Genomic DNA, 23,587 nt, shown 5'->3' with positions numbered 1-23,587 from the left:
GTCAGAATACCGTCATCGAATAAAAGTCCGGCCCCAGCGTGGGCGTGCTGAAGCCGCCGAAGGTGAAGCTCTTGAACAGCATGTTGAACTTGTAGAACACCTCGACCACGTAGATCACTTCGCCGTCGAGCAATTGTCCGCTCATCATGGACACCACCGGCGCACTGTTGCCGCCCGGGACCACGCAACTGCCGGCCGTGGTGCTGGCCCAGTTGCCGCAGGTCCAGATCTTGCTGGCCGGCGCGTAGCCGCTGACGCGGTAGCCGCGGTTGTTGACGCTGTCGTCCCAGCGGTACTGCTCCAGCACGATGCTCTTGGTGACGCCGTTGGCGGTCGAGCCCATGATGCGCGTGATGTAGATCATGCCCAGCTTGCTCATGTCGAGCGGCGGCGCCGACGCCGCCACCTGGCCGATGATGGCCTGGGCGTTCTCCGACAGCTGCAGCTTGCCGCGCGAGGCCAGGTTGGCGCCCTCGCGGCCGAGGTTGATGATGATCATGTTGGCCTGCAGCGCGCGCCCCACGTCGATCAGCGCGATGAACAGCACCAGCAGGATGGGCAGCAGCAGCGCGAACTCCACCGCCGCGATGCCGGCCTGGCCGCGGGCGCGCATCAGAAAGCCTCGTTCTGCATGGTGGCCGCCACGCTGAACTTGTATTCGCCGTTCGGAAAGAACACCGCCAGCAGCGGCGTCGCCAGCTTCCAGGTGCAGTCGAGGCGCAGCACCACGATGTCGCCCGGGCTGCCGAACATATTGGCGTTGTAGGCGTTGGTGCTGGCGTAGGTGGTGTTGTTGACCGAGATCACCGGGTTGACCGTGTCGTACATGCCCATCGAGGTGTTTTTGATCTGCTGCACCACCGCCAGGTAGCGCTGCTGGTTGCTGGCGGCCGGGTCGCGGTCGGTGCGCCCGGTGATCGCGTAGCGCGCGCCCTCGCGCACCGCGTACTGCATGGTCAGCGTGGTGTAGAACAGGATACTGTATTCGATCACGCCGATCAGCAGCAGGAAGGCGATCGGCGCGACGATGGCCATTTCAACGACGGCCGAGCCGCGCTGGCGGCGCCGGGGTGCGGGTGTGTGCATGGTGTTGCGTCCGTGGTACGGTGGGGAGTGCACAGGCGGGGGCGCGGACGGCGCGGGACTGTAGCCAGCCAGGGCCGGCGCGCGATCGGCCGGTGGCGGCGCCACAAGATCGGGGTGACGGTGAGCCATTCTAGCTTGATTCATTTTGTTTCGCCTAGTTATTTAATGTTCGTCGAAAGCATTAAACACCCGTGAACCACGCGTTCAGCGTAGCACGCTCCGGCTGGACATGGCAGCCTCGTATGCGTAGACTCGATTGTGTTAGCAACAACTATCGAAACGCTATTTCGTTTAGTTTGCTTGTATGCAGTCAGGAGACGCGGCAGTGATAGCAGAGAGTCCCAACTCCAGCACCGCCCATGCCCGTGGCGACGCCGCCGGCGCCTCGATGGTGTTCGTCATGCGCGTGGTGCTGGCGCTGACCGCCATCCTGACGCTGTTCGTGGCGCCGGGCGACCTGGGCAACCGCCATGGCGAGCGCACCCTGCTCAGCTCGCTCATCTTCGGCGGCTACCTGCTGCACAGCCTGACCCTGTGGCTGGCGGCGCGCCGCCACCGCAACCCGTTCTGGCATGGCAAGGCCGTGTACTGGATCGACCTCGGCTGGTTCGCGCTGATGGTGTACTGCACCGGCGGCGGCAACAGCTTCTTCTTCCCGTTCTTCTTCTTCGTGATCCTGACCGCCTCGTTCCAGTGGGGCTTCGACGAGGGCGCGCGCATCACGCTGGGCGCCACCTTCGCGCTGGCGCTGGCCACCTGGCTGACCGACAGCAGCATCAACCACGGCCACCTGCTGCTGCGCACCGCCTTCGTGCTGGCGCTCGGCTACATGATCGCCTACTGGGGCGGCATGGGGGTGGCGCAGCGGCGGCGCCTGCGCCTGCTGCGCGACGTCAGCCGCCTGTCCAATCCGCGCTTCGGCGTGAACCAGACCATCGCCACCATGCTGCGGCAGACGCGCGACTTCTACCATGCGAGCAACTGCCTGCTGCTGATGCGCGACAGCGGCGACGAGCTGTGGCAGCTGCACTCGGCGGGCGCGCCCGGCGGCCGCGCCTCGCTGGCGCGCCTGCCGCAGGCGGCGGCCGCGCCGCTGCTGGTGTTCGCGCCGCAGGCGCTGGTGCAGTACGCGGCGGCGCTGCATCCGCGCTGGCCCGGCTCGCTGGAGGCGCGCAGCCGCGCGCCGGGCGAGGCGCGCTGGCGGCCGCTGGCGCCGCAACAGCTCGAGCAACTGATCGACTTGCTCGACGCGAGTTCCTTCGTCAGCGCGCCGCTGCCGCTGCGCAAGGGCGAGGGCCGCATCTACGTGGTGTCGGACCGGCTCCGCTTCAGCCGCGCCGACGCGGTGTTTCTGCAACAGCTGGCGGCGCAGGTGTTCCCCGTGATCGAGAACATCGTGCTGCTCGACCGGCTGGCCTCGGACGCCGCCTTCCGCGAGCGCCAGAAGATCGCGCGCGACCTGCACGACACCACCATCCAGCCCTACATCGGCCTGCGCCACGGCATCAGCGCGGTGCGGCAACGCTTGCAATCGGATCACCCTGTCGCGGCCGAACTTGATAAACTGCTCGACATGACCACCCAGGTCATCGGCGACATGCGCCAGTTCACCCGCAGCGTGCGGCAGGGGGTGGCGCAGACCGAGGCCGAGCTGCTGGTGGCGTTGCGTCGGCAGGCGCAGCAGGTGCAACAGTTCTACGACATCCAGATTACGATACAGGCCGAGGATGGCCTGTCCATCAGCGACCGCCTGGCCGCCGAGGTGTTCCAGATCGTGAATGAAGGCATGCACAATATACGCAAACACACGCGCGCCCGCACCGGGTCGGTCAGCCTGAGCAACGCTGACGGCCAGCTGCGGATCCGCATCCAGAACGAGACACCGGAAGGTCCGCCGGCCCCATTCCTGCCCGGATCGCTGGCCGAGCGCACCGCCGCGCTGGGCGGCACCATCGCCGTCGAGCACGGCGCCGACGGCGTGACCGCCGTCAGCATCGCCATCCCGGTTTAACCCACCGAGGCAAGACCATGAGCACACCCATCCGCATCATGCTGGTCGACGACCACAAGACCATGCTGTGGGGCCTGGAAAAACTGATCGAGGGCGGCGGCGACGACCTGCGGCTGGTCGGCACCGCCCACAACAACGACAGCGCGCTGCAGCAGGCGGCCGCGCTCAAGCCGGACGTGATCGTGCTCGACCTCGACCTCGAGGGCCGCAGCGCGATCGAGATCCTGCCGCGGCTGCTGCAGGACAGCGGCGGCGCGCGCGTGATGATCCTGTCCGGCAACCGCGACCAGGGCTTGCTGACCCAGGCGGTGCGGCTGGGCGCGCGCGGCGTGGTCGGCAAGGAGGCGCCGGCCGAGGTGGTGCTGAACGGCATCCGCAGCGTGCACCGCGGCGAGACCTGTCTCGATCCGGCGCTGATGAACGCGCTGCTGGGCCAGTGGTCGGCGCCGGCGGCCAAGGCCGATCCGGAGGCGGCGCGCATCGCCTCGCTCACGCCCAAGGAGCGCAAGATCGTCGCGGTGGTGGTGGAAGGCAACGGCGCGCCCAACAAGGAGCTGGCGTCCAGGCTGTTCATCGCCGAGCCGACGCTGCGCAACAACCTGACCACCATCTACCAGAAGCTGGGCGTGGCCAACCGGCTGGAGCTGTACGTCTACGCCACCAAGCATGGCATGGCGTGACCAGCGGTGACAAATGTCACGGCAAATCGTGACGTTTGTCCGCTGCGGCGTGACATGGCGCCGCGTAGAATGACTTACATCAGCAGTACCTAAAACCCGGACCCCGTTTTAGTTGAAACAGTTTCTCCAATCAATCAACTTTTACGAGGCTCACCATGAACGCAATCCAGAATTTCATCCGCGACGAAGACGGCATCACCGCCATCGAATACGCCCTGATGGCCGCCGCCATCGCCGCCGCCATCACCGCCGGCCTCGCCATCCTCGGCCCCAAGATCACCGCCTCGCTGACCTACATCTCGGGCCTGATCAAATCGTCCTGATCTCAGTCTCCTCGTTGTAAACCTCCTGGTAACATTTCATCCGGGACCTGGTCCCGGATTTTTTTTGCCCACGCATTCAGCGCCCCCTTGCATTGCGTCATACGGCGGCATGCGGACTGGCCGCACACTGGGCGGATGTCCGCCACCGCCGCCCTGGCACGCCGCATGCGCGACTATTACCATCGCATCAGGGAGACCTACGGCATGCCGGTCATCAGCCTGACGCCGCTGGCAGACGAACATCCGCATTGGCGGCCGGCTTCCAGCATGGCTGGCGGGAGCGGCGCATAATCGTTTTTTACTCGACGTGATTAACTGGATGATGCCCTTGCCCGAGCCCTATGAGCGGCGCTACGTGCAGGAAGTCATCCGGCTGGCAAAGGGAGGGGAGATGAAGAAATTATTTAACCCGTTAGAGCAGATGTTGATCAATGATGGGATCAAGATAGGGCTTGAGCAAGGGCTGGAGCGCGGGTTGGAACAAGGACGCAAGGAAGGCGCGGCCGCGCTGTTGGAGCGGCTGCTGGCACAGCGTTTCGGGCCCTTGCCGAAAACGGTCAGCAACAAGCTGGCCAAGGCCGATCTGGCGCAAGTGCAGGCCTGGACCGATGCCATGGCGTCGGCGCAATCATTGAAGCAGGTTTTTAAATAGCGCATCGCGCCACGTGGTGACAAATGTCACGGCAGATCGTGACGTTTGTCCGCTGCGCAAACGCGGCGCCGTGCGTAGAATGACTTTCATCGGCAGTACCTAAAACCCGAACCCCGTTTTAGTTGAAGCAGCACCTCTCACTCAACCAACTTTTACGGAGTTCACCATGAACGCAATCCAGAATTTCCTCCGCGACGAAGACGGCATCACCGCCATCGAATACGCCCTGATGGCCGCCGCCATCGCCGCCGCCATCACCGCCGGCCTGGCCATCCTCGGCCCCAAGATCACCGCCTCGCTGACCTACATCTCCGGCCTGATCAAGTCGTCCTGATTTCCAGTCTCCTCGTTGTAAGCTCCTAAGTAGTCTTGATCCGGGACCTGGTCCCGGATTTTTTTTGTCTAAATAAAAATCATGACAAATGTCACTACACGACATGACGTTTGTCCGATGCGCACGCGCCGGCGGCTCCCTACAATGTCCATTCGAGTCACAGCACCTAGCCAGGAACAACAAATGCGTATCCCCTTCCTTCCCCGCGCCGCCCGCCTCGTCCGCGACGACGACGGCGCCACGCTGCTGGAGTATGCGCTGATCGCCGCCCTGGCCTCGGTCATCATCATCATCGCCGTGCTGGCCGTGCTGGGTGCCAAGACCTGAATCACCGTGACAAATGTCACGCCAGATCGTGACGTTTGTCCGCTGCGCGAACCCGGCGCCGTGCGCACAATGACTTACATCGGCAGTACAGCAGGACCTAAAACCCGAACCCCGTTTTAGTTGACGCAGTAACCCCTTACTCAACCAACTTTAACGAGGCTCATCATGCAAGCAATCAAAAACTTCATTCGCGAAGAAGACGGTATCACCGCCATCGAATACGCCCTGATGGCGGCCGCCATCGCCGCCGCCATCACCGCCGGCCTGGCCATCCTGGGCCCCAAGATCACCGCTTCGCTGACCTACATCTCCGGCCTGATCAAATCGTCCTGAGCGACATCGCAACAACAAAATTTCCGGAACGGTACACGCCGTTCCGGAAATTTTCTATACACTAAGCTGGTCTGTTCCCTTTTCGTAAGGCGACCCATGACCTTCCTGCCCCTGCTCATCCTGTGCGTCTTGCTGGCACTGGCTGTCTGGAACGATTTGCGCACACGCCGCATCCCCAACTCGCTGGTGTTCGGCGGCGCGTTGCTGGGCCTGCTGTTGAACGCGGCGTTGCCCGCGGGAGACGGTCTCTTCATACAAGTGTTTGGCGGCATCGGCCTGCTCAAGGCGCTGGCCGGCCTGGCCGTCGGCCTGTGCCTGCTGTTGCCCATGTACGCCATGCGCGCGCTGGGCGCCGGCGACGTCAAGCTGATGGCCATGATCGGCGCCTTCGTCGGTCCCGGCGCCGTGGCTGGCATCACGCTACTGACGTTGCTGGCCGGCGGCGTGCTGGCGCTGGTGGTGGCCGGCTTCAACGGCCGCCTGCGCGTGATGGTCCACAACACCTGGCACATGATCAAGTACAGCATGCTGCGCTCGCTCGCGGGCGAGGTGCCGAAGATGGACGCGCCGGCCGCCGCCAGCGGCCGCCTGCCGTACGCGGTGGCGATCGCCGCCGGCGCCGCGCCCTACCTGATCGTCGGCGCCACCAGCGGGCGCAGCCTGTTCTTCTGAAGGAAGCCATGACCGCCCAGCAGACGACAGAATCCCCCGCCGAAGCGCGCGCGCCGCGCACCACGGAAGAAACCGGCCTGCCCTTCCTCTTCCTGGTCGAGCTGCTGTCCAAGGTCTTGTTCCAGCGCGGACAAGTCCGTCTGCCTGAACTGGCTAGCCATCTGAAACTCAGCGTCAGCGTGATCACGCCGCTGGTCACCCACCTGCGCAACGAGAAGCTGTGCGAAGTCACGCGCAGCGGCAACAGCGGCACCGACGCCGACCTCACCTACCACCTGACCGAGGCCGGCATGCAGCGCGCCATCGCCTGCCTCAACCGCAATTCCTACGCCGGCCCGGCGCCGGTCACGCTGGCCGCCTACGTGGCGCAGATGGCGGCGCAAAGCGTGCGCCACCTGCACGTCACGCGCGCCGACGTGCAGGCCGCCTTCCGCGACGTGGTGGCCAGCCCGCTGGTGCTGGACCAGATGGGCGCGGCCATGAACTCCGGCCGCGCGATCTTCATCTACGGCCAGGCCGGCAGCGGCAAGACCTTCCTGGCCGAGCGCCTGTGCGCCCTGCTGCACGGCGCCATCGCCGTGCCCTACGCCATCATGATCGACGGCGAGGTGGTGCCGTTCCACGACCCGGTGCAGCATCGCCCGATCGCCGGCGGCACGCCGGCCGAGGACGGCGCCGACCTGCTGCGCACCCTCGACGCGCGCTGGGTGCGCGGCCTGCAACGCCCGACCGCGCTGACCGGCGGCGAGCTCACGCTGGAGATGCTGGACCTGCGCTTCGATCCCAACACGCGGCTGTATCAGGCGCCTCCTCATTTGAAAGCCAACAACGGCATCTTCATCATCGACGATCTCGGCCGGCAACGCTGCTCGCCGCTGGAATTGATGAACCGCTGGATCGTGCCGATGGACCGTGGCGTCGATTATCTTTCCTTGCACACCGGACTGGTTTTTCAAGTGCCTTTCGATGTGGTCGTGGTATTCTCGTCGAACTTCCTGCCGGAACGATTATCGGATGGCGCCTTCCTCCGCCGGCTCGGATACAAGATCGAAGTACCGCCGCATTCGCCCGCCGAATATGAGAAGCTGTTCCGCCAGGCCTGCGCGCAGTACGGCATTGCGTTTGACGCCGCCGCCTTCGACTACCTGTTGAGCGGCCTGCATGCCAAGGATGAGACGCCGTTGCTGGCCTGCTATCCGCGCGACCTGATCCGCCAGGTGCGCGACCTGGCCCGTTACGAAAGCACGCCGCCCGCGTTGAGCCAGCGCTCGCTGGACTGGGCCTGGCACAACTACTTCGCCGGCGCCGGCGCCCGTCGCGTCGCCGCCGAGCAGCACAAGAAGGAACGCGAACGCCGCGACCAGACGATACCGCATAACGAGGGACGACTCGGATGAGAAACACTCGTGCTCTGACAATGATAGGGGTGGCGCTGTTCCTGGCGCTGGCCGCCGTGGTGGTGGCGGCGCAGTGGATCGCCGGCCAGTCGGCCAGCAACAGCAACCGGGTGGCCGTGGCCCTGCTCGACATCAGCATGGGCGCGCGCATCACGCCGGAACTGGTGCACATGGTGGACTGGCCGGCCAGCTCGGTGCCGCCGGGCGCGATGACCGATCCCAAGGCGCTGGAGGGCCGCATCACGCGCAGCAACATCCAGCGCGGCGAACCGATCACCGAGGGCAAGCTGGCGCCGGCCGGCACCTCGGGCGGCCTGTCGGCGGTGGTGGCCGAGGGCAAGCGCGCCATGACCGTGCGCGTCAACGACGTGGTGGGCGTGGCCGGCTTCGCGCTGCCCGGCAACTACGTCGACATCCTGGTCAACATGCAAAGCGACAGCGGCGGCGACCACACGGTGCGCGAGCAGCCGATCTCCAAGATCGTGCTGGAACGCATCCTGGTGCTGGCGATCGCGCAGGAATCCAACCGCGACGACACCAAGCCCAAGGTGGTGAACGCGGTGACGCTGGAGCTGACCCCGGAACAGGTGGAAAAGCTGGACCTGGCGCGCAGCGTCGGCACCTTGTCGCTGGTGCTGCGCAACCAGATCGATCCCAAATCGGCCAACACCGAGGGCGCCACCAAGAGCAGCCTGCTGGATGGCGTGCCGCCGTCCGCCGCGCCGGTGGCACGCAACGAACCATCGCCGCCGGCGGCCCCGCCGGCCGTGGCCGCCGCGCCACCGGCGCCGCGTCCGGCACCGGCGCCGCGCGCGATCGACAAGGTGGAAGTCATCAAGGGTCTGGAGCGTAGTTCACAACAATTTTAAGCATGGGAGAACGCGACTTGAGCAAGGTATCTTCAGCGCCATTCCATTTCGCGCCGCTGCGGCTGCTGGCCGCTGCGGTCCTGCTGAGCGTCGCCGCGCCGGCCACCCACGCCACGCAGGCCGCCAAGCGCGACAAGCCGGTCGCCGCCAGCGCCTCGCCGGCGGCGACCGGCGCCGCCGCGCCCGGCCTGGAACTGGCGCGCGAGCTCACGCTCTCGGCCGGCAAGTCCTCGCTGCTGCGCCTGCCCTACCCGGCCGCGCGCGTGGCCGTGGGCGACGCCAAAATCGCCGACGTCATCCTGCTCAACCCGAGCGAGATCTACATGCTGGGCAAGGCCACCGGCGCCACCAACCTGATCGTCTGGAACCGCGCCAACCAGGCCAGCGTGATCGACATCACGGTCGGGCTGGACACCGCCGCGCTGCGCCAGCAATTCAGCGAGCTGTTCCCCAACGAGCGCGAAATCCGCATCACCGTCTCCGGCAACTCGCTGATCCTGCACGGCAGCGTGGCCGACGCCGTGCGCGCCGCGCAGGTGGTGGCGGTGGCCACGGCCTACCTGCAGCGCGGCGCGCGCGGCGGCAACCAGGGAACGGCCGCCGCGCCGGACGCGGCCGCACAAGCGGCACAGGCCGCGGCCGGCGGCGGCGCGCCCACGGCCGCTTCCGGCGCCGCCGCTGGCGCTGCCTTCCAGGCGGCCATGGACCCGATGTCCGGCCTGTCGCAGGGCGGCAACGGCGGCGGGCGCGTGGTCAACATGCTGTCGGTGGCGGCGCCGCAGCAGGTGATGCTGGAGGTGAAAATCGCCGAGGTGTCGAAAACGCTGGTCGACCAGCTCGGCGCCAGCGTCGGCCTGAACGGCTCGCGCGGCAGCTGGACCTACACCATGCTGTCCAATCTGCTGAGCGGCAACCCGAACAAGCTCGACGCCTTCAACAACAAGAACGGCAAGTTCCTCACGCTGGACGCGCAAAAGAACGACGGCCTGATCAAGGTGCTGGCCGAGCCGACCGTGATGGCCATCAGCGGCCAGGAGGCCAGCTTCCTGGCCGGCGGCAAGATCTTCATCCCCGTCTCGCAAAGCAACACCGGCGGCACGCCGCAAATCACGCTCGAGGAAAAGGAATACGGCATCGCCGTGCGCTTCACCCCCACCGTGCTGGACAATGGCCGCATCAACCTGCGGGTGTCGCCCGAGGTGTCCGAGCTGAACCGGGAAGGCATCGGCGTCAGCGCCACCGGCAGCACCGCCACCGCCATCCTGCCCTCGTTCACCACGCGCCGCGCCAGCACCACGGTGCAGCTGTTCGACGGCCAGAGCTTCGCGATTGGCGGGCTGATCAAGAACAACGTCACCAGCAGCATCAAGGCCTTCCCCGGCCTGGGCGAGATTCCCATCCTGGGCGCGCTGTTCCGCAGCAGCGACTTCCAGAACGACCGCACCGAGCTGGTGTTCATCGTCACGCCGCACCTGGCGCAGCCGCTGCCGGCCGACCACAAGCTGCCGACCGACGACTACGTGCAGCCGAGCCGTGCCGATTTCTTCCTGAACGGCAAACTGGAAGGCGCGGCCCCGCCCGCGCCGCCGGCCGCCGCGCCGCCCGGCGGCAACCACTAGGAGGCGCCATGCGCATACTCATCATGATGTTTGCCGTCCTGCTCAGCGCCTGCGCCAACAGTCCGCGCCTGGACCGCGAATTCGGCAACAGCCTGCGCCTGGCGCGCGCCCAGCAGACGCTGAATCCGGAAGCCGGCCGCGCGCCGCGTCCGGTCAACGGCCTCGACGCGCAGGCGGCCGGCGCCGCCTACCAGAACTACCAGCAGTCCTTCATCACCAGGGACGAACAGAGCAACGGCTTTACCATCGGCGTCGGCAGCAAGCGCTAGGACAGGAGCAGCCCACTTGAAGATCACCGTCATATCCCGCGACGAACGCCAGTTGGCCGACCTGATGCGCCTGCTGCGCGCGCGCTCGCAATCCGATGAGATCGACCATCTGGTCGGCGGCGTGGCGCGCACCTCGGCGCTGACCGAGGAACACCTGCCGGACGTGCTCATCATCGACCGTCCGCAAAGCGCCGACGACGATCTCGAACAGCTGGAGCGCTTCTCGGCCCAGCATCCCAACATCGCCTGCGTGGCGCTGTGCGTCGACCAGGAGCCTCAATTCCTGCTGCAAGCCATGCGCGCCGGCGTGCGCGAGGTGCTGCCGTCGCCGGTCGCCAGCGGCGCGCTGTATCCGGCCATGGAACGCATCGCGGAAAAACTGGAGCGGCGCGGCCAGACCAGCGGCAAGGTGCTGGCCTTCATCTCCTGCAAGGGCGGCAGCGGCGCCACCTTCCTGGCCACCAACCTGGCCTACGCGCTGGCCGCCAGCGGCAAGCAGAAGGTGGCGCTGATCGACATCAACCTGCAGTTCGGCGACGCCTCGCTGTTCGTCTCCGACCACAAGCCGCTGGCCACGCTGAGCGACGTGGCGCAGCAGATCCACCGCCTCGACCCGTCCTTCCTGGCGTCCTCCATGCTCAGCATCACGCCCAACTACGGCGTGCTGGCCGCGCCGTCCGACCCGGCGCACGCCAACGACGTGAAGCCGGACCACATCGACGCCATCCTCAAGCTGGCGCGCCGCCAGTACGACTACGTGCTGCTGGACGTGGGCCGCAGCCTGGACGCGGTCAGCATCCGCGCGCTCGACCACTCGGACATGATTTTCCCCATCCTGCAAACCACGCTGCCCTACATCCGCGACAGCAAGCGCCTGCTCAACGTGTTCCGCTCGCTGGAATACGGCAAGGAGAAAATCCAGCTGATCGTCAACCGCCACGACAAGAACAGCGAGATCCGCCTGAAGGACCTGGAGAGCGCGTTCGACGCGGAAATCGCCTTCACCATCCCCAACAACTACGACGCCGCCGCCGCCTCGGTCAACCAGGGCGTGCCGGTGCTGCAGCTGGCGCCCAACGCACCGATCAGCCAGTCGCTGGCCGAGCTGGCGCGCAAGCTGACCGGCGAGGCGGCGCCGGTGCAGCAGGGCGGCGGCTGGCTCGGCAAGCTGGGCCTGCGTAAATAAAAAAGGAACGCATCATGAACACCCCCGCCATCTCCCTGCGCGAACGACTGGAAAGCACCGACGCGCGCGGCTCCGGCCAGCGCGCGCAGGGCGGCATCGACAACCGTGCCTACCAGAAGCTCAAGCAGCGCCTGCACGCGGCGCTGCTGGACCGGGTGGACCTGGAGAGCATGCAGCGCCTGACGCCGGACCAGATCCGCGTCGAACTGCGCAATCTGGTCGAGAAGCTGCTGGAGGAGGACGCGGTGGTCATCAACGATGCCGAGCGCAAGACCCTCACGCGCGACATCCAGAACGAGATGCTGGGCTTCGGCCCGCTGGAGCCGCTGCTGGAGGACCCCACCGTCTCCGACATCCTGGTCAACACCTACCGCCAGATCTACGTCGAGCGGCGCGGCAAGCTGGAACTGACCGACGTCACCTTCAGCGACGACGCCCACCTGATGAAGATCATCGACAAGATCGTCTCGCGCGTGGGCCGCCGCATCGATGAATCCAGCCCGATGGTGGACGCGCGCCTGCCGGATGGCTCGCGCGTCAACGCCATCATCCCGCCGCTGGCCATCGATGGTCCCATCATGTCGATCCGGCGTTTTTCCGCCGACCCGTTGCGGCTGGCCGACCTGGTGGCCTACGGCTCGATGACCGCCGACATGGCCGAGGTGCTGCAAGGGCTGGGCAAGGCCAAGGTCAACATCGTCATCTCGGGCGGCACCGGCTCCGGCAAGACCACCATGCTGAATGTGATCTCCGGCTTCATCAGCCCCACGGAGCGCATCGTCACCATCGAGGACGCGGCCGAGCTGCAGCTGCAGCAGCCGCACGTGGTGCGGCTGGAAACGCGGCCGCCGAATATCGAGGGCAAGGGCGAGGTCACGCAGCGCGCGCTGGTGCGCAATGCGCTGCGCATGCGGCCGGACCGCATCATCCTGGGCGAAGTGCGCGGCGCCGAGGCGCTCGACATGCTGGGCGCCATGAACACCGGCCACGAGGGCTCGATGGCCACCATCCACGCCAACACCCCGCGCGACGCCCTGACGCGGCTGGAGAACATGGTGTCGATGGCCGCCGCCAACCTGCCCACCAAGGCCATGCGCCAGCAGATCAGCAGCGCGGTGGGCGTGGTGATCCAGGTTTCGCGCCTGACCGACGGCAAGCGCAAGGTGATGTCGATCCAGGAAGTCACCGGCATGGAGGGCGAGATCATCACCATGCAGGAGATCTTCGCCTTCAAGCAGACCGGCCTGGCCGACGATGGCCGCGTGCTGGGCCACCACACGGCCACCGGCATCCGCCCACGCTTCATCGAGCGGCTGCGCAACTTCGGCGTCAACATCGGCTCCACCGTGTTCGACCCGTCGGGACACTGATCATGGACTTGCGGCTGCTGCTGTTCATCATCCTGATCTTCGCCGCCGTGGCGCTGCTGGTGTGGGGCGCCTACACCGGCTGGAACAACGCGCGCGGCCCCGAGGCCGAACGCATCGCGCGCCGCCTGCGCAACGCCATCGGCGACAGCGGCAGCGAGCTGGCGGTGTCGATCACCAAGGAGCGCACGCTGGCGCACGATCCCGGCATGCAGCGGTTCCTGCTCAAGCTGCCCGGCATCCAGAAGCTCGACCGGCTGCTGCTGCAGACCGGGCGCGGCATGAACGCGGCGCAGCTGGTGTCGTTGATGGCCGGCTGCTTCATGATAGGCTTCATCCTCGCCAGTTCGCTGCGGCTGCCGTGGTTCGGGCTCCTGATGATGGGCACGACGGCGGCCGCGCTGCCGGTGCTGGAGGCCAACCGCGCCAAGCGCAAGCGCATCCTGCGCATCGAGTCGCTGCTGCCCGACGCGCTGGACATGATGGGCCGCGCCATGCGCGCCGGCCACGCCTTCCCCACCGCGCTGAAGATGGTGGGCGAGGAGATCCCCGATCCGCTGGGGGCGGAATTCCGCATCGTGTTCGACGAGGTCAACTTCGGCGTCTCCATGCCGGACGCGCTGATGAACCTCGCGCTGCGCGTGCCCAGCACCGACCTGCGCTACTTCGTGATCGCGGTGCTGATCCAGCGCGAGACCGGCGGCAACCTGACCGACCTGCTGGCGTCGATCAGCGCCATCATCCGCGACCGCCTCAAGCTGCTGGGACAGGTGAAGGTGATGTCGGCCGAGGGCCGCATGTCGGCCTGGGTGCTGGGACTGATGCCGTTCGCGGTGGGCGCGCTGGTCTCGGTGGTCAATCCCGGCTCGCTGGAGGTGCTGTTCACCGATCCGGGCGGGCGCAAGATGCTGGGCGTGGCGGCCACGCTGATGGTGATCGGCATGATCGCCATCCGCCGCATCACCACCATCCGGGTGTGAGGGCGCGGCCATGACCATCATCCAAATCATGTTCCTGCTGGTGGTGTTCATCGCCGTCTTCGGCGGCGTTGTACTGGCGATCCGCCTGTTCACCGCCAACCCGGTCAAGGACCGGCTGGAAGCACTGCACGACCGCAGCCAGGTCACGCGCAAGAGCGCCGTCTGGATCGAGGCCATCGTCAATCTGGCGGCGCCGCTGGCCAAGTTGTCGCTGCCGACCGAGGGTTGGGAAAACTCGCCGGTGCGCATGCGCTTCATCAACGCCGGCTGGCGCACGCCGTCCACGCCGGCGTTGTTCTTTGCCGGGAAAACCGGGCTGGCGGTGCTGCTGCCGCTGATCGTGTTCCTGTACCTGAGCAGCAAGGCCGTGGCCACCGACGGCAACGTCAAGATGTTCTGGATGGTGGTCGCCGGCGGCATCGGCTACTACCTGCCCAACGTGGTGCTCAACCACGTGGTGAAGACGCGCCAGCGCGACATCTTCGAATCCTTCCCCGATGCGCTGGACTTGATGACGGTGTGCGTGGAAGCCGGCCTGGCGATGGACGCCGCGCTGGCGCGCGTGGCCAACGAGATCGGCCTGAAAAGCGTGGTGCTGGCCGAGGAGATGCAGCTGGTGACGCTGGAACTGCGCGCCGGCAGCGCCAAGGACAAGGCCTTGCGCAATCTGGCCCTGCGCACCGGTGTGGAGGACGTGGACGCGCTGGTGACGATGCTGATTCAGGCCGATCGCTTCGGCACCAGCATCGCCGACTCGCTGCGCGTGCAATCGGAACAGCTGCGCACCAAGCGCCGCCAGCGCGCCGAGGAGCATGCGGCCAAGATTTCGCTCAAGCTGCTGTTCCCGCTGATCTTCTTCATCTTCCCCAGCTTGCTGGTGGTGCTGCTGGGCCCCGCGATGCTCAACCTGTACCGCAACCTGCTGCCCGCCATGGCCGGCACCAATTGACCCCTCAGGAGACACCATGACCTTGCGCTGGATCGACCGCCTGACCTGCTCCCTGCTTGCCCTGTCATGCGCCATGCTGCTAGCCGCCTGCGGCGGCGGCAGTGGCGGCGGCTGCACCACCATCGATCCCAACCGCGCCCCCAACCTGCCCGGCTGCGGCGGCACCACCACGCCAACCACCAAGCCCGCCATCACGCTGACCATGACGGATGCCGCCGGCGCCGCGGTCACCACGCTGGCGCCGGGCGCCAGCGCCACCCTCACCGCCACGCTGAAGGATGCCGGCAACGCCGCCGTGCCCAACGCGGTGGTGACCTTCAGCAGCACCGACAAGAACGCCGTGTTCTCGGCCGCCGGCGGCAGCGTGGTGTCGGACGGCGCCGGCAAGGCGGTGGTACAGCTCAGCCCCGGCGCGGCCAGCACCGCCGGCAACTACGTGATCACCGCCAGCGCCAGCGTCGCCGGCAGCGCGCTGTCGGCCAGCGCCAACTACAGCGTCGGCGCCGGGCCGGGCGCCACCGCCAGCCAGCTGACGTTCGTCTCGGCGCTGCCGCAGACCATCGCGCTCAAGGGCACCGGTGGCGCCGGGCGCCAGGAAAGCGCCACCGTCACCTTCAAGGTGCTGGACGCCGCCGGCAATCCGGTAGTGGGGCGGCAGGTCAACTTCGCGCTCAACACCACGGTGGGCGGCATCACGCTCAGCGCGGCCAGCGCCACCAGCGGCACCGGTGGCCTGGTCAGCACCACAGTGGCTTCGGGCAGCGTCAACACGCCGGTGCGCGTGACCGCCACGCTGGCCGGCGGCGGCGCCACCACGCTGTCCGACCAGCTGGTGGTGTCGACCGGCGTGCCGGAACAGAACAGCTTCTCGCTCAGCGCCGTCATCAAGAACATCGAGGGCGGGCAGTTCAACGGCTGCCCGGCGCCGGCCGGCACCCTGATCACCGCGCGCCTGGCGGACCACTTCCACAACCCGGCGCCGGACGGCACGGCGGTCAGCTTCACCGCCGAAGGCGGCAGCATCGACGCCTCCTGCCTGACCGGCCTGACGCAAACCACCCAGCCCGATGGCAGCGTGGTCACCGGCAAGGGCACGCCGGGCGAATGCAGCGTGCGTTTCTGCGCCGGCAACCCGCGTCCGGCCGATGGCCGCGTCACCATCCTCGCTTACGCGCTGGGCGAGGAGAGCTTCGTCGACACCAACGGCAATAATCGCTACGACGCCGGCGAAGCCTTCACCGATCTGGGCGACCCGTTCCGCAACGACCGCGCGGTCAGCGACGCCAATGCAAACGGCATCGATGACCTCTACACCATCAGCAACGCCATGCGCTTCGCCGGCGAGCAGTACATCGACTCCAACGGCAACGGCAGCTGGGACCAGGGCGGCAACAGCGTGTACAACGGCGTGCTGCAGGCCACGCCCAGCCTCGGCACCGTGCACGTGCGGCAGTCGCTGGTGATGGTGCTGTCGAGCAGCACGCCGGCGGTCAGCCTGCTGAGCAGCCCGACCGGCAGCGGCACGCTGGCGCTGGCGCATTGCAGCGCCGGCAGCACCTTCGTCAACGACACGCGCAGCTTCAGCTTCGCCATCCGCGACAACAACCCGACCGTGTTCGCGCCCAACCGCGCTTCGGCCCATGCCGGCGATCCGCTGTGGCTGGCCGACCGTCCGGGTAATCCGCTACCGGCCGGCACCACCATCCAGTTCAGCACCTCCAACGGCGCGATCCTGGGCGGCACGACCTACACGGTGCAGAACACCAACAGCGCCGATTCCAGCGCGTGGGTTTACAGCGTTTCCATGTTGAGCGATGCGGCGCAGGACGCGGCACTCAACTGCACCAACACCATAGCCAGCGGCACGCTGACGATCACCATCACCACGCCCAACGGCACGGTGTCGCGCTTCAGCTTCCCGGTGACGGATTGACGGAGGCGGCCATGGAGCAAGCGCCCTCCCCCTACGCCGACGGCCGCCTGCACGCGCGGCCGGATGTGCTGCGGCAGGTGGCGCACCAGCGCCAGCAGCCGCTGGAGGCGGGCACCCATCAGCTGTCGTTCGCCGATGGCCGCAAGGCCGTGCTGCACGTGCCGCCGGACGCCAACGCGGCGGGGCGGCTGCTGCATCTGGTGCTGTTGCTGCACGGCGCCGGCGGCCAGCATGGCGGCGGCGATCATATCGCGCTGGCGCATGCGATCCGCCATGGCGCGCTGTTGCTGATCCCCGACGCGCAGGGCAGCAGCTGGGATTTCCTGCGCGGCGGCTTCGGCCCGGACCTGGCCTTCATCGACCGCGCGCTGTTGTGGACCATGCAGCGCTACGAGGTGGACGAGCAGGCCATGGCCATCGCCGGCTTTTCGGATGGCGCGTCCTATGCGCTGTCGGTGGGTTTGATGAACGGGCATATCTTCAACGACATCCTGGCGTTCTCGCCCGGCTTCATGGCGCCGTTGCGGCGCGAAGGGCTGCCGCGTGTGTTCGTCTCGCACGGCAAGGACGACAAGGTGCTGCCGGTGCAGCGCGCGCACGCCATCGCGCAGCGGCTGGCGCAAGAAGGATATGACGTGGCTTACGAGGAGTTCGAGGGCGCCCACATCGTCTCGCCGCCGATCGCGCGCGCCGCCCTGCACCGGCTCGAAGACTGACGTCATTCCGGCGAAGGCCGGAATCCATAGGCCGCGTGCCTGCCAGCGCAGCATGGATTCCGGCCTTCGCCGGAATGACGTCGTTCAGGATGTGGCTAAACTAACGCGGTTGCGCCCTTCCGACTTGGCCACGTACAGCGCCTTGTCGGCCGCCTCCACTAGCATGCTGGCCAGGTGCACACCGCGCTGGGGCGAGATGGTGGCCACGCCCGCGCTCAGCGTCACATGGCCCAGCGGACTGCCATTGTGCGGCAGCCGCAGATGCTCCACCGCCTCGCGTATCCGTTCCGCCACCGCCTGCGCGCCGTTGATCTCGGTGTTCGGCAGCAGAATGCCGATCTCCTCGCCGCCGTAGCGCGCGCTCAGGTCGCCCGGCCGCCTGGGCGTGAGCGCGCGAATCAACTTGCTGACCGCGCGCAGCACCTCGTCGCCGGCGCTGTGGCCATACACGTCGTTGTACTGCTTGAAGTAATCGACATCGATCATGATGAAGGCCAGCGTGTCGGCGTGGCGCGTGGCGCGGCTGAACTCATTGCCCAGCGTGACGTCGAACTGGCGCCGGTTGGCCAGCCCGGTCAGGCCGTCCTGCATGGCTTGCCGCTCCAGCGTGCGGTTGGCGCTTTCCAGCGCGTCGCGCGCCTTGCGCAGCTCGGCCTCGGCCTGGCCGCGCAGCTTGATCTGCCCCACCAGCCGCTTGCCGAAGAAGCCGATCAACGCCGCCAGCACCGCCACCCCGACCGAGCGCGCGAAGGTGTCGCGCCGCCAGCGCTCCAGCATCTCCTCGCGCGAAATGCCGGCCGTGACGAACAGCGGATAGTGCTCGAGCGAGCGGAAATTATGCAGCCGGGTCTCGCCGTCATGGAAGGACTGGAAAAAGGCGCTGCCGGCGCGCAGGTCGCCGCCCATGCGCGCGTAGTGGCGATACAGCTCGCTGTCGCGCATGCTGCTGCCGACACGTTCGGCGTCGAACGGCTTGCGCAGCATGAGCACCCCGTTGTTGCCCACCAGCGCCAGCGCGCCGCGCGTGCCGACGTCGAAGCTCTGGTAGAAGCGGCGGAAGTATTCGATGTCCAGCGTGGCCAGCACCACGCCGCCGAAGCTGCCATCGGGCTTGTTCAGGCGGCGCGACACCGGCATGATCCACTTGCCGGTGGAACGGCTGATCACCGGCTCGCCCACGTGCGGCGTGCGCTCCGGGTGGGTGCGGTGATGGATGAAGTATTCGCGGTCGGCGTTGTTGTAGGCCTGGCTGAGCAGCCCGCGTGAATTGACGATCCAGCGTCCCTGCTCGTCGTACACGAACAGGCCGATCAGCTGTGGCAGATTCGCCACCTGCGCCGCCATCTGCTTTTGCAGGCGCGCCAGCGCGCGCGCGTCCTGGCCGTCGGTCTCGATGCGCTCGACGAGGTCGGCCAGCGCGGTGTCGGCGGCCTTGATGGTGTCGTCGGCCTGCTGCGCCATGGCGCGCGCCACGTTGGTCCCGAGCCGCTCCATCTCCTGCAGCTGGCTGCTGCGCGCATTCACGCTGCGCCAGACGTCGATCACGACCAGCGACAGGCAAACCACGCTGACGAACACCGTGGCCCAGAAGGTGATGGAAAAGCGCTTGAACATAGCTCTATACGGGGCGTGGCACTCCCTGCTTTATACCGCAAAACAGCGCGGCTGTAACGCTCAGCGCGGGGACAGCATGGGTTGCAGTTTTTGCCACGCCAGGTCCGGCGTCAACTTGACCATGCAATCCTGGTGGCCGAGCGGGCATTCGCGCTGCTTGCACGGCGCGCAATCAAGACGCAATGACAACGATGCCGCCATGTCGGAAAACGGCGGCGCGTGATCGGGATCGGTCGGGCCGTACAGCGCCAGCACAGGACGGTTGAGGGCCGAGGCGATGTGCAGCAGGCCGGAATCGTTGGCCACCACGGCGGCCGCGCGCGCGATCAGGGCGATCGCTTCCGGCAGGCTGGTGGCGCCGGCCAGGTTGAACACCGCCGCGTCGGCCGGCAAGGCTGCCGCCACTTCGGCGCAAGCCTCCTGGTCTTTCGGAGAACCGAGCAGCGCGATCTGGGTGGATGGATCGCGCGCCAGCACCTCGCGCGCCAGGCCGGCGAAATGGCGCGCCGGCCAGCGCTTGGCGCCGCCGAATTCGGCGCCGGGCGCCATCGCCACCAGCGGCCGCGCCGGATCGAGCGCGTGGCGCGCGTGGACGGCGGCGATCTGCGCCTCGCTGGCCACCAGCCGCGGCCGCGGCAGCGCCGCGCGCAGGCCCGGCCCCAGCACCGTCACCGGCGGTTTGGCCAGCGCCGCGTAAAACGCCACCATCGGCCGCGGCGGCACTTCGTCGTGGTGCATCACGTTGATCATGCCGTAGCGGCTTTCGCCCTTGTAGCCGACCCGCCGCCGGATCCCCGCCAGCCACGGGATCAGCGCGTACTTGATGGTGTTGGGAAGCACGTAGGCGTCGGCGTAGCCGCGCTTGCGCAGCAGGCGCGCGAACTTCCAACGCTGCTTCAGCTGCAGCGCGCCGTGGCGGAACGGCGTCTCCAGCACCTCGTCCACCTCGGCCACCTGCCGCCACACCGCCGCCACCGCTGGCGGCGCCAGCACGTCGATCGGCCGTTCCGGATGGGCCGCGCGCAGCAACTGCAGCAGCGGCTGCGCCATGACGGCGTCGCCGATCCAGTTGGGGGAAATGATCAGGGTACGCAACTCACTCACTGTGCTTTCTCCTTCGCGTTCAGGCACAGTCCCGCCAGCAGGAACAGCATCATCGCGTAAAACATATTGCTGCGCACCGACCAGAAGATCACCTCCGTCAGGCCGAAGCTAAAGTAACACAACACCAGCAGCATGCCGGCCAGCGCCGGCGCGTTCAAGTGGTCGCCGCCGCTGTGCATCTGGCGGCGGAAAAACTGGAACGGCACCACCAGCGTGGCGCCCCACGCCAGCAGGCCGGCCACGCCGCCGTACACCAGCGCCTGCAGGATGTCGTTGTGGAAGTGCTCGAACTGCAGCACGTAGGGATGGACGCGGCCGCTGTCGACCAGTTCCCGCAGCTCGGCCCTGACGGTGGGGATGCTGGCGCCCAGCAGCGGATGGCGTTCGATCAGCTGCAGCGCGCTGCGCCACAGCTCGAGCCGGATGCCGACGCTGGTGTAGGTCGGGCCGCCGTTGAAGTATTGCTGGACGTCGCTGATGCCCTCGTCGACGCGCTCGCGGGCGCCGGTCTGCGGAATGAAATAGGTGCTCACCACCAGCCCCAGCGCCAGCACCGCCAGCCCCTTGCGGAAGCGCCCGCGCAGCACGTGGCCGTAGCGCACCAGCAGCACCATGGAAAAGGCGATGGCGACCCAGCCGCCGCGGGTGCCGCTGGCGATCGAGCCGGTGAAGCCGGCCAGCGCCCCCAGCGCCGGCCACAGCGCGCCGCGGCCGGTGAAGTCCAGCGTGCCGGCCAGGCACATCAGGCCCATGCACAGCATGATGTCGCCGAAGGTGATCGAGTTGATCAGGCCGCCCGGACGCTCGACCCCCAGGCCCCAGCGCTGGTAGGCGACGAACACGGCGCCGGCCAGCGCGCCGGCGATCAGCCCCCACCACAGCGCCTTGCGGCTGGGGCGGCAGGCCAGCACGGTCAGCATCACGGTGCTGGCCGCCAGCATGCGGAACGGTTTCTCGAGGTCGCGCAGGCGGCCGTCGCCGCTGAGCAAGCCCAGCAGCAAGGCCAGCAGCAGCACCGAGGCGAACGCTACCAATACGCCGCGGATCTCGGTAAGATGGCGCAGCAGGACCGGCCAGCCCTGGCGGCGGTACACCAGCGCCGTGACCAGGAACGCGAAACTGCACAGGCCGACCCCGAAGTTGGTGATCAGCAGCAGGAAGGGGAACGCGAAGATCAGGCTGTAGATAAAGACAGTGCTGGCGGGGGACTGGGGTGAGGTATTATTCATTCATCTTATCATTTATTGCAAAAGAGCAATCCGCTACCGTTCGCTATGTCATCCGTTCTCATATCCGTCGTCATCACCACCTACAACCGGCCGGACGCGCTGACCGCCGTCGTGGAGGCCTGCTTTGCGCAGGACGACCTCGGGTTCGAAATCATTATCGCTGATGACGGCTCCGGCCACAACACGCGGCAGGCCGTGGCCGCGCTGCGGGCGCGCGCGCCGGTGCCGCTGCGCCATGTGTGGCAGGAGGACCTGGGCTTCCGCGCCGCGCGCGCGCGCAACCTGGGCACGCTGGACGCGCGCGGCGAGTACATCATCTTCCTCGACGGCGATTGCGTGCCGCAGCGGAATTTTATCAGCCAGCACCGCAAGCTGGCGCAACGCGGCCACCTGGTGCAGGGCAGCCGCATCTTGCTCAGCGAACAAGCCACGGCGCGCGTGCTGGGCCAGCGCCTCGACCTGCAGGCGCTGAGCCTGGCCGACAAGCTGGCGTGGCGCCGCAGCGGCGCCCTCAACAAGGTGCTGCCGCTGCTGTTCACGCTGCCGGACGTGGGGCGCACCAGCCGCCGCTTCACCTGGCGCCGCATCAAGAGCTGCAACCTGGCCGTGTGGCGTTCGGACCTCGAGCTGGTCAACGGCTTCGACGAGAGCTTCCTCGGCTGGGGCCACGAGGATTCCGACCTGGTGGTGCGCCTGTTCAACGCCGGCGTGATGCGCAAGGACGGCGCCTACGCCACCGAGGTGATCCACCTGTGGCACCGCGAGAACGCGCGCGACCAGGAAAGCAGCAACCGCGCCACCGTGCTGCGGCGCGCGGCCGACCGCACCGTGCTGGCGGTGAAGGGGCTGCGCGCATGACGCCGCGGCCGGCGGAGGCGCCGCTGCTGAGCATCCTGGTGCCGGGCTACAACGTCGAGCGCTTCATCACCGACTGCCTCAAGCACATCGTCGCCCAGATGCACGCGCGCCACGAGCTGATCGTGGTGGACGACGGCTCCACCGACGCCACCGTGGCGCGCGTGCGGGCGGTGCAGGCGGCCCATCCGCGGCTGCGGATCCGGCTGGTGGAGCAGGCCAACCAGGGCATCGCCGACGCCCGCAACCGCGCGCTGCGGGAGGCGCGGGGCGAGTACATCCTGTTCGTCGACAGCGACGACCGCCTGTTGCCGCGCTCGCTGGAGGCGCTGGAGCGGGTGATCGCCGAGCGCCATCCGGACGTGATCGCCACCGCGCTGCGCTTCTGGCACCCGGACGCGCCGGACAAGGACCGCGACGTCTACATGAGCTACGCGCCGGAGCAGACCATCACCTGTCAGGACGCGATCCTGACCGCCTTCTTCCGCGACCGCCACATGTACGTGTGGTGCAAGGTGTTCCGGCGCGCGATCTACGCGCAGGAGGCGATGCCGCTGTTCCCGTCGCGCCGGCTGTTCGAGGACGTGGCGGTGGTGCCGCGGCTGCTGCAGCGCTGCCGCAGCCTGGTGTATCTGCCGCACGTGCTGCTGGCGTACCGCCAGCACCCGGTCAGCATCACGCGCGTGATCAGCGAGCAGTGGTGCGTGGATTTCGCCTCGGCGCTGGCGGCGGTCAAGCCGCACTTCGAGCGCGCCGGCGTGAGCGCGGCGGTGCGCGCGCAGTTCGACGTGGCGGCGTGCCACTTCTACATCGGCCTGGTGAAGAACTCCTACCAGCTGCCGGCGGCCAAGGGCGACGCCGTGCGCGGCAAGGTGCGCGCCATCTTCCTCGACAGCCTGTTCGCGCCGCCGCGGCAGGTACTGGCCGACATGGCCGGCGCCGGCCGACACGACGCCCGCACCGCGCGCCAGGTGCGGCGCGCGCTGGACGGCAGCCGCTGGTTCCACCTCCAGCAAAGCGCGGTGCGCAAGCTCAAGCTGTGGCAGCGGCTCGCGCGCACGCGCGCCCTGCCGCGCTGAACT

At 67.4% G+C, this 23,587-nt stretch carries 26 protein-coding genes; 21 read left to right on the top strand and 5 right to left on the bottom strand.

All coding sequences use genetic code 11. The annotated features are described in order from the left end of the window. Position 1: 1 nt before the first annotated feature. A complete protein-coding gene (locus tag FHW83_RS04660) occupies positions 2-613 on the bottom strand; it encodes a TadE/TadG family type IV pilus assembly protein (RefSeq protein WP_176645196.1) in 612 nt (203 codons plus the stop codon). Continuing rightward, entirely contained in the window at positions 613-1,086 is a 474-nt protein-coding gene (locus FHW83_RS04655) for a TadE/TadG family type IV pilus assembly protein (RefSeq protein ID WP_176645195.1), read from the bottom strand. Before FHW83_RS04655 ends, FHW83_RS04660 begins: the two co-directional genes overlap by 1 nt. A gap of 325 nt (positions 1,087-1,411) precedes the next feature. Between FHW83_RS04655 and FHW83_RS31205 the strand changes: the two genes are divergently transcribed. The 19 genes from FHW83_RS31205 (at position 1,412) to FHW83_RS04560 (ending at position 17,703) form a co-directional block, all read left to right on the top strand. Continuing rightward, entirely contained in the window at positions 1,412-3,097 is a 1,686-nt protein-coding gene (locus FHW83_RS31205; RefSeq protein ID WP_176645194.1) for a histidine kinase, read from the top strand. 17 nt (positions 3,098-3,114) lie between these two features. Continuing rightward, positions 3,115-3,777, top strand: a complete 663-nt coding sequence (locus FHW83_RS04645) for a response regulator transcription factor (RefSeq protein WP_229224020.1) — start codon at positions 3,115-3,117, stop codon at positions 3,775-3,777. Between the two features lie 155 nt (positions 3,778-3,932). Further along, positions 3,933-4,100 carry a Flp family type IVb pilin gene (locus FHW83_RS04640; protein ID WP_176645193.1) on the top strand — a complete coding sequence of 56 codons (168 nt, stop codon included), beginning with the start codon at positions 3,933-3,935 and terminating at the stop codon, positions 4,098-4,100. Positions 4,101-4,235: 135 nt separating this feature from the next. Further along, positions 4,236-4,391: a hypothetical protein gene (locus FHW83_RS04635; RefSeq protein ID WP_176645192.1), complete on the top strand. Its 156-nt coding sequence runs from the start codon at positions 4,236-4,238 to the stop codon at positions 4,389-4,391. A gap of 37 nt (positions 4,392-4,428) precedes the next feature. Next, positions 4,429-4,752: a hypothetical protein gene (locus tag FHW83_RS04630; RefSeq protein ID WP_176645191.1), complete on the top strand. Its 324-nt coding sequence runs from the start codon at positions 4,429-4,431 to the stop codon at positions 4,750-4,752. A 166-nt stretch (positions 4,753-4,918) separates the two neighbouring features. Beyond that, positions 4,919-5,086 (top strand): Flp family type IVb pilin, encoded by a 168-nt coding sequence (locus FHW83_RS04625; RefSeq protein WP_176645190.1) that lies wholly within the window; start codon positions 4,919-4,921, stop codon positions 5,084-5,086. A 183-nt stretch (positions 5,087-5,269) separates the two neighbouring features. After that, on the top strand, positions 5,270-5,413 hold the full coding sequence (locus FHW83_RS04620) for a Flp family type IVb pilin (protein WP_176645189.1): 144 nt from the start codon (positions 5,270-5,272) through the stop codon (positions 5,411-5,413). A 165-nt stretch (positions 5,414-5,578) separates the two neighbouring features. Beyond that, a complete protein-coding gene (locus FHW83_RS04615; protein ID WP_176645188.1) occupies positions 5,579-5,746 on the top strand; it encodes a Flp family type IVb pilin in 168 nt (55 codons plus the stop codon). Positions 5,747-5,842: 96 nt separating this feature from the next. Beyond that, the gene (locus FHW83_RS04610; protein WP_176645187.1) at positions 5,843-6,418 is read left to right on the top strand and encodes a prepilin peptidase; all 576 of its coding nucleotides are present in this window, start codon (positions 5,843-5,845) and stop codon (positions 6,416-6,418) included. Between the two features lie 8 nt (positions 6,419-6,426). Continuing rightward, the gene (locus tag FHW83_RS04605) at positions 6,427-7,815 is read left to right on the top strand and encodes an ATP-binding protein (protein WP_176645186.1); all 1,389 of its coding nucleotides are present in this window, start codon (positions 6,427-6,429) and stop codon (positions 7,813-7,815) included. Then, positions 7,812-8,684 carry a Flp pilus assembly protein CpaB gene (gene cpaB / locus FHW83_RS04600; RefSeq protein WP_176645185.1) on the top strand — a complete coding sequence of 291 codons (873 nt, stop codon included), beginning with the start codon at positions 7,812-7,814 and terminating at the stop codon, positions 8,682-8,684. The genes FHW83_RS04605 and cpaB overlap by 4 nt, the downstream gene beginning before the upstream one ends. Positions 8,685-8,701: 17 nt before the next feature. Further along, complete coding sequence (locus FHW83_RS04595; RefSeq protein ID WP_229224019.1) at positions 8,702-10,303, top strand: type II and III secretion system protein family protein; 1,602 nt, start codon at positions 8,702-8,704, stop codon at positions 10,301-10,303. A gap of 8 nt (positions 10,304-10,311) precedes the next feature. Beyond that, positions 10,312-10,572 carry a hypothetical protein gene (locus tag FHW83_RS04590; RefSeq protein WP_176645183.1) on the top strand — a complete coding sequence of 87 codons (261 nt, stop codon included), beginning with the start codon at positions 10,312-10,314 and terminating at the stop codon, positions 10,570-10,572. 16 nt (positions 10,573-10,588) lie between these two features. Next, positions 10,589-11,758 (top strand): AAA family ATPase, encoded by a 1,170-nt coding sequence (locus tag FHW83_RS04585; RefSeq protein WP_176645182.1) that lies wholly within the window; start codon positions 10,589-10,591, stop codon positions 11,756-11,758. A gap of 14 nt (positions 11,759-11,772) precedes the next feature. Continuing rightward, complete coding sequence (locus FHW83_RS04580; protein WP_176645181.1) at positions 11,773-13,128, top strand: CpaF family protein; 1,356 nt, start codon at positions 11,773-11,775, stop codon at positions 13,126-13,128. Positions 13,129-13,130: 2 nt separating this feature from the next. Then, positions 13,131-14,105 carry a type II secretion system F family protein gene (locus tag FHW83_RS04575; RefSeq protein WP_176645180.1) on the top strand — a complete coding sequence of 325 codons (975 nt, stop codon included), beginning with the start codon at positions 13,131-13,133 and terminating at the stop codon, positions 14,103-14,105. Between the two features lie 10 nt (positions 14,106-14,115). Beyond that, positions 14,116-15,054, top strand: a complete 939-nt coding sequence (locus tag FHW83_RS04570) for a type II secretion system F family protein (RefSeq protein WP_176645179.1) — start codon at positions 14,116-14,118, stop codon at positions 15,052-15,054. Between the two features lie 16 nt (positions 15,055-15,070). Further along, positions 15,071-16,987: a hypothetical protein gene (locus FHW83_RS04565; protein ID WP_176645178.1), complete on the top strand. Its 1,917-nt coding sequence runs from the start codon at positions 15,071-15,073 to the stop codon at positions 16,985-16,987. Positions 16,988-16,998: 11 nt separating this feature from the next. After that, entirely contained in the window at positions 16,999-17,703 is a 705-nt protein-coding gene (locus FHW83_RS04560) for an alpha/beta hydrolase (RefSeq protein ID WP_176645177.1), read from the top strand. Positions 17,704-17,787: 84 nt separating this feature from the next. Here the strand turns inward: FHW83_RS04560 and FHW83_RS04555 are convergent, their stop codons facing one another. Genes FHW83_RS04555 through FHW83_RS04545 form a run of 3 tightly spaced genes read right to left on the bottom strand, consistent with a single transcriptional unit; the run spans position 17,788 to position 21,650 of the window. Then, the gene (locus FHW83_RS04555; RefSeq protein ID WP_176645176.1) at positions 17,788-19,317 is read right to left on the bottom strand and encodes a sensor domain-containing diguanylate cyclase; all 1,530 of its coding nucleotides are present in this window, start codon (positions 19,315-19,317) and stop codon (positions 17,788-17,790) included. Positions 19,318-19,377: 60 nt separating this feature from the next. Then, positions 19,378-20,421 (bottom strand): lipopolysaccharide heptosyltransferase II, encoded by a 1,044-nt coding sequence (gene waaF, locus FHW83_RS04550; protein WP_176645175.1) that lies wholly within the window; start codon positions 20,419-20,421, stop codon positions 19,378-19,380. Then, a complete protein-coding gene (locus FHW83_RS04545; RefSeq protein WP_176645174.1) occupies positions 20,418-21,650 on the bottom strand; it encodes an O-antigen ligase in 1,233 nt (410 codons plus the stop codon). Before FHW83_RS04545 ends, waaF begins: the two co-directional genes overlap by 4 nt. A 45-nt stretch (positions 21,651-21,695) precedes the next feature. On the opposite strand from FHW83_RS04545, the gene FHW83_RS04540 reads away from it, so the two are divergent. Next, the gene (locus FHW83_RS04540; RefSeq protein ID WP_176645173.1) at positions 21,696-22,508 is read left to right on the top strand and encodes a glycosyltransferase family 2 protein; all 813 of its coding nucleotides are present in this window, start codon (positions 21,696-21,698) and stop codon (positions 22,506-22,508) included. After that, positions 22,505-23,584, top strand: a complete 1,080-nt coding sequence (locus FHW83_RS04535; RefSeq protein ID WP_176645172.1) for a glycosyltransferase family A protein — start codon at positions 22,505-22,507, stop codon at positions 23,582-23,584. Before FHW83_RS04540 ends, FHW83_RS04535 begins: the two co-directional genes overlap by 4 nt. The last annotated feature ends 3 nt before the right edge of the window (positions 23,585-23,587 follow it).

Origin of the sequence: Duganella sp. SG902 (assembly GCF_013376005.1) — a bacterium.
GTDB lineage: Bacteria > Pseudomonadota > Gammaproteobacteria > Burkholderiales > Burkholderiaceae_D > Rugamonas.
Note: the sequence above shows the minus strand (reverse complement) of the source record. Positions and strands in the feature narration are given on the sequence as shown.

Coding starts and splice junctions, on each gene's coding strand:
- FHW83_RS04565 (WP_176645178.1), top strand. CDS start 15,071: ATGACCTTGCGCTGGATCGACCGCCTGACCTGCTCCCTGCTTGCCCTG.
- FHW83_RS04635 (WP_176645192.1), top strand. CDS start 4,236: ATGTCCGCCACCGCCGCCCTGGCACGCCGCATGCGCGACTATTACCAT.
- FHW83_RS04580 (WP_176645181.1), top strand. CDS start 11,773: ATGAACACCCCCGCCATCTCCCTGCGCGAACGACTGGAAAGCACCGAC.
- FHW83_RS04620 (WP_176645189.1), top strand. CDS start 5,270: ATGCGTATCCCCTTCCTTCCCCGCGCCGCCCGCCTCGTCCGCGACGAC.
- FHW83_RS04655 (WP_176645195.1), bottom strand. CDS start 1,086: ATGCACACACCCGCACCCCGGCGCCGCCAGCGCGGCTCGGCCGTCGTT.
- FHW83_RS04625 (WP_176645190.1), top strand. CDS start 4,919: ATGAACGCAATCCAGAATTTCCTCCGCGACGAAGACGGCATCACCGCC.
- FHW83_RS04645 (WP_229224020.1), top strand. CDS start 3,115: ATGAGCACACCCATCCGCATCATGCTGGTCGACGACCACAAGACCATG.
- FHW83_RS04555 (WP_176645176.1), bottom strand. CDS start 19,317: ATGTTCAAGCGCTTTTCCATCACCTTCTGGGCCACGGTGTTCGTCAGC.
- FHW83_RS04590 (WP_176645183.1), top strand. CDS start 10,312: ATGCGCATACTCATCATGATGTTTGCCGTCCTGCTCAGCGCCTGCGCC.
- FHW83_RS04640 (WP_176645193.1), top strand. CDS start 3,933: ATGAACGCAATCCAGAATTTCATCCGCGACGAAGACGGCATCACCGCC.
- FHW83_RS04535 (WP_176645172.1), top strand. CDS start 22,505: ATGACGCCGCGGCCGGCGGAGGCGCCGCTGCTGAGCATCCTGGTGCCG.
- FHW83_RS04575 (WP_176645180.1), top strand. CDS start 13,131: ATGGACTTGCGGCTGCTGCTGTTCATCATCCTGATCTTCGCCGCCGTG.
- FHW83_RS04560 (WP_176645177.1), top strand. CDS start 16,999: ATGGAGCAAGCGCCCTCCCCCTACGCCGACGGCCGCCTGCACGCGCGG.
- FHW83_RS04610 (WP_176645187.1), top strand. CDS start 5,843: ATGACCTTCCTGCCCCTGCTCATCCTGTGCGTCTTGCTGGCACTGGCT.
- FHW83_RS04540 (WP_176645173.1), top strand. CDS start 21,696: ATGTCATCCGTTCTCATATCCGTCGTCATCACCACCTACAACCGGCCG.
- cpaB (WP_176645185.1), top strand. CDS start 7,812: ATGAGAAACACTCGTGCTCTGACAATGATAGGGGTGGCGCTGTTCCTG.
- FHW83_RS04545 (WP_176645174.1), bottom strand. CDS start 21,650: ATGAATAATACCTCACCCCAGTCCCCCGCCAGCACTGTCTTTATCTAC.
- FHW83_RS04660 (WP_176645196.1), bottom strand. CDS start 613: ATGCGCGCCCGCGGCCAGGCCGGCATCGCGGCGGTGGAGTTCGCGCTG.
- FHW83_RS04570 (WP_176645179.1), top strand. CDS start 14,116: ATGACCATCATCCAAATCATGTTCCTGCTGGTGGTGTTCATCGCCGTC.
- FHW83_RS04605 (WP_176645186.1), top strand. CDS start 6,427: ATGACCGCCCAGCAGACGACAGAATCCCCCGCCGAAGCGCGCGCGCCG.
- FHW83_RS04615 (WP_176645188.1), top strand. CDS start 5,579: ATGCAAGCAATCAAAAACTTCATTCGCGAAGAAGACGGTATCACCGCC.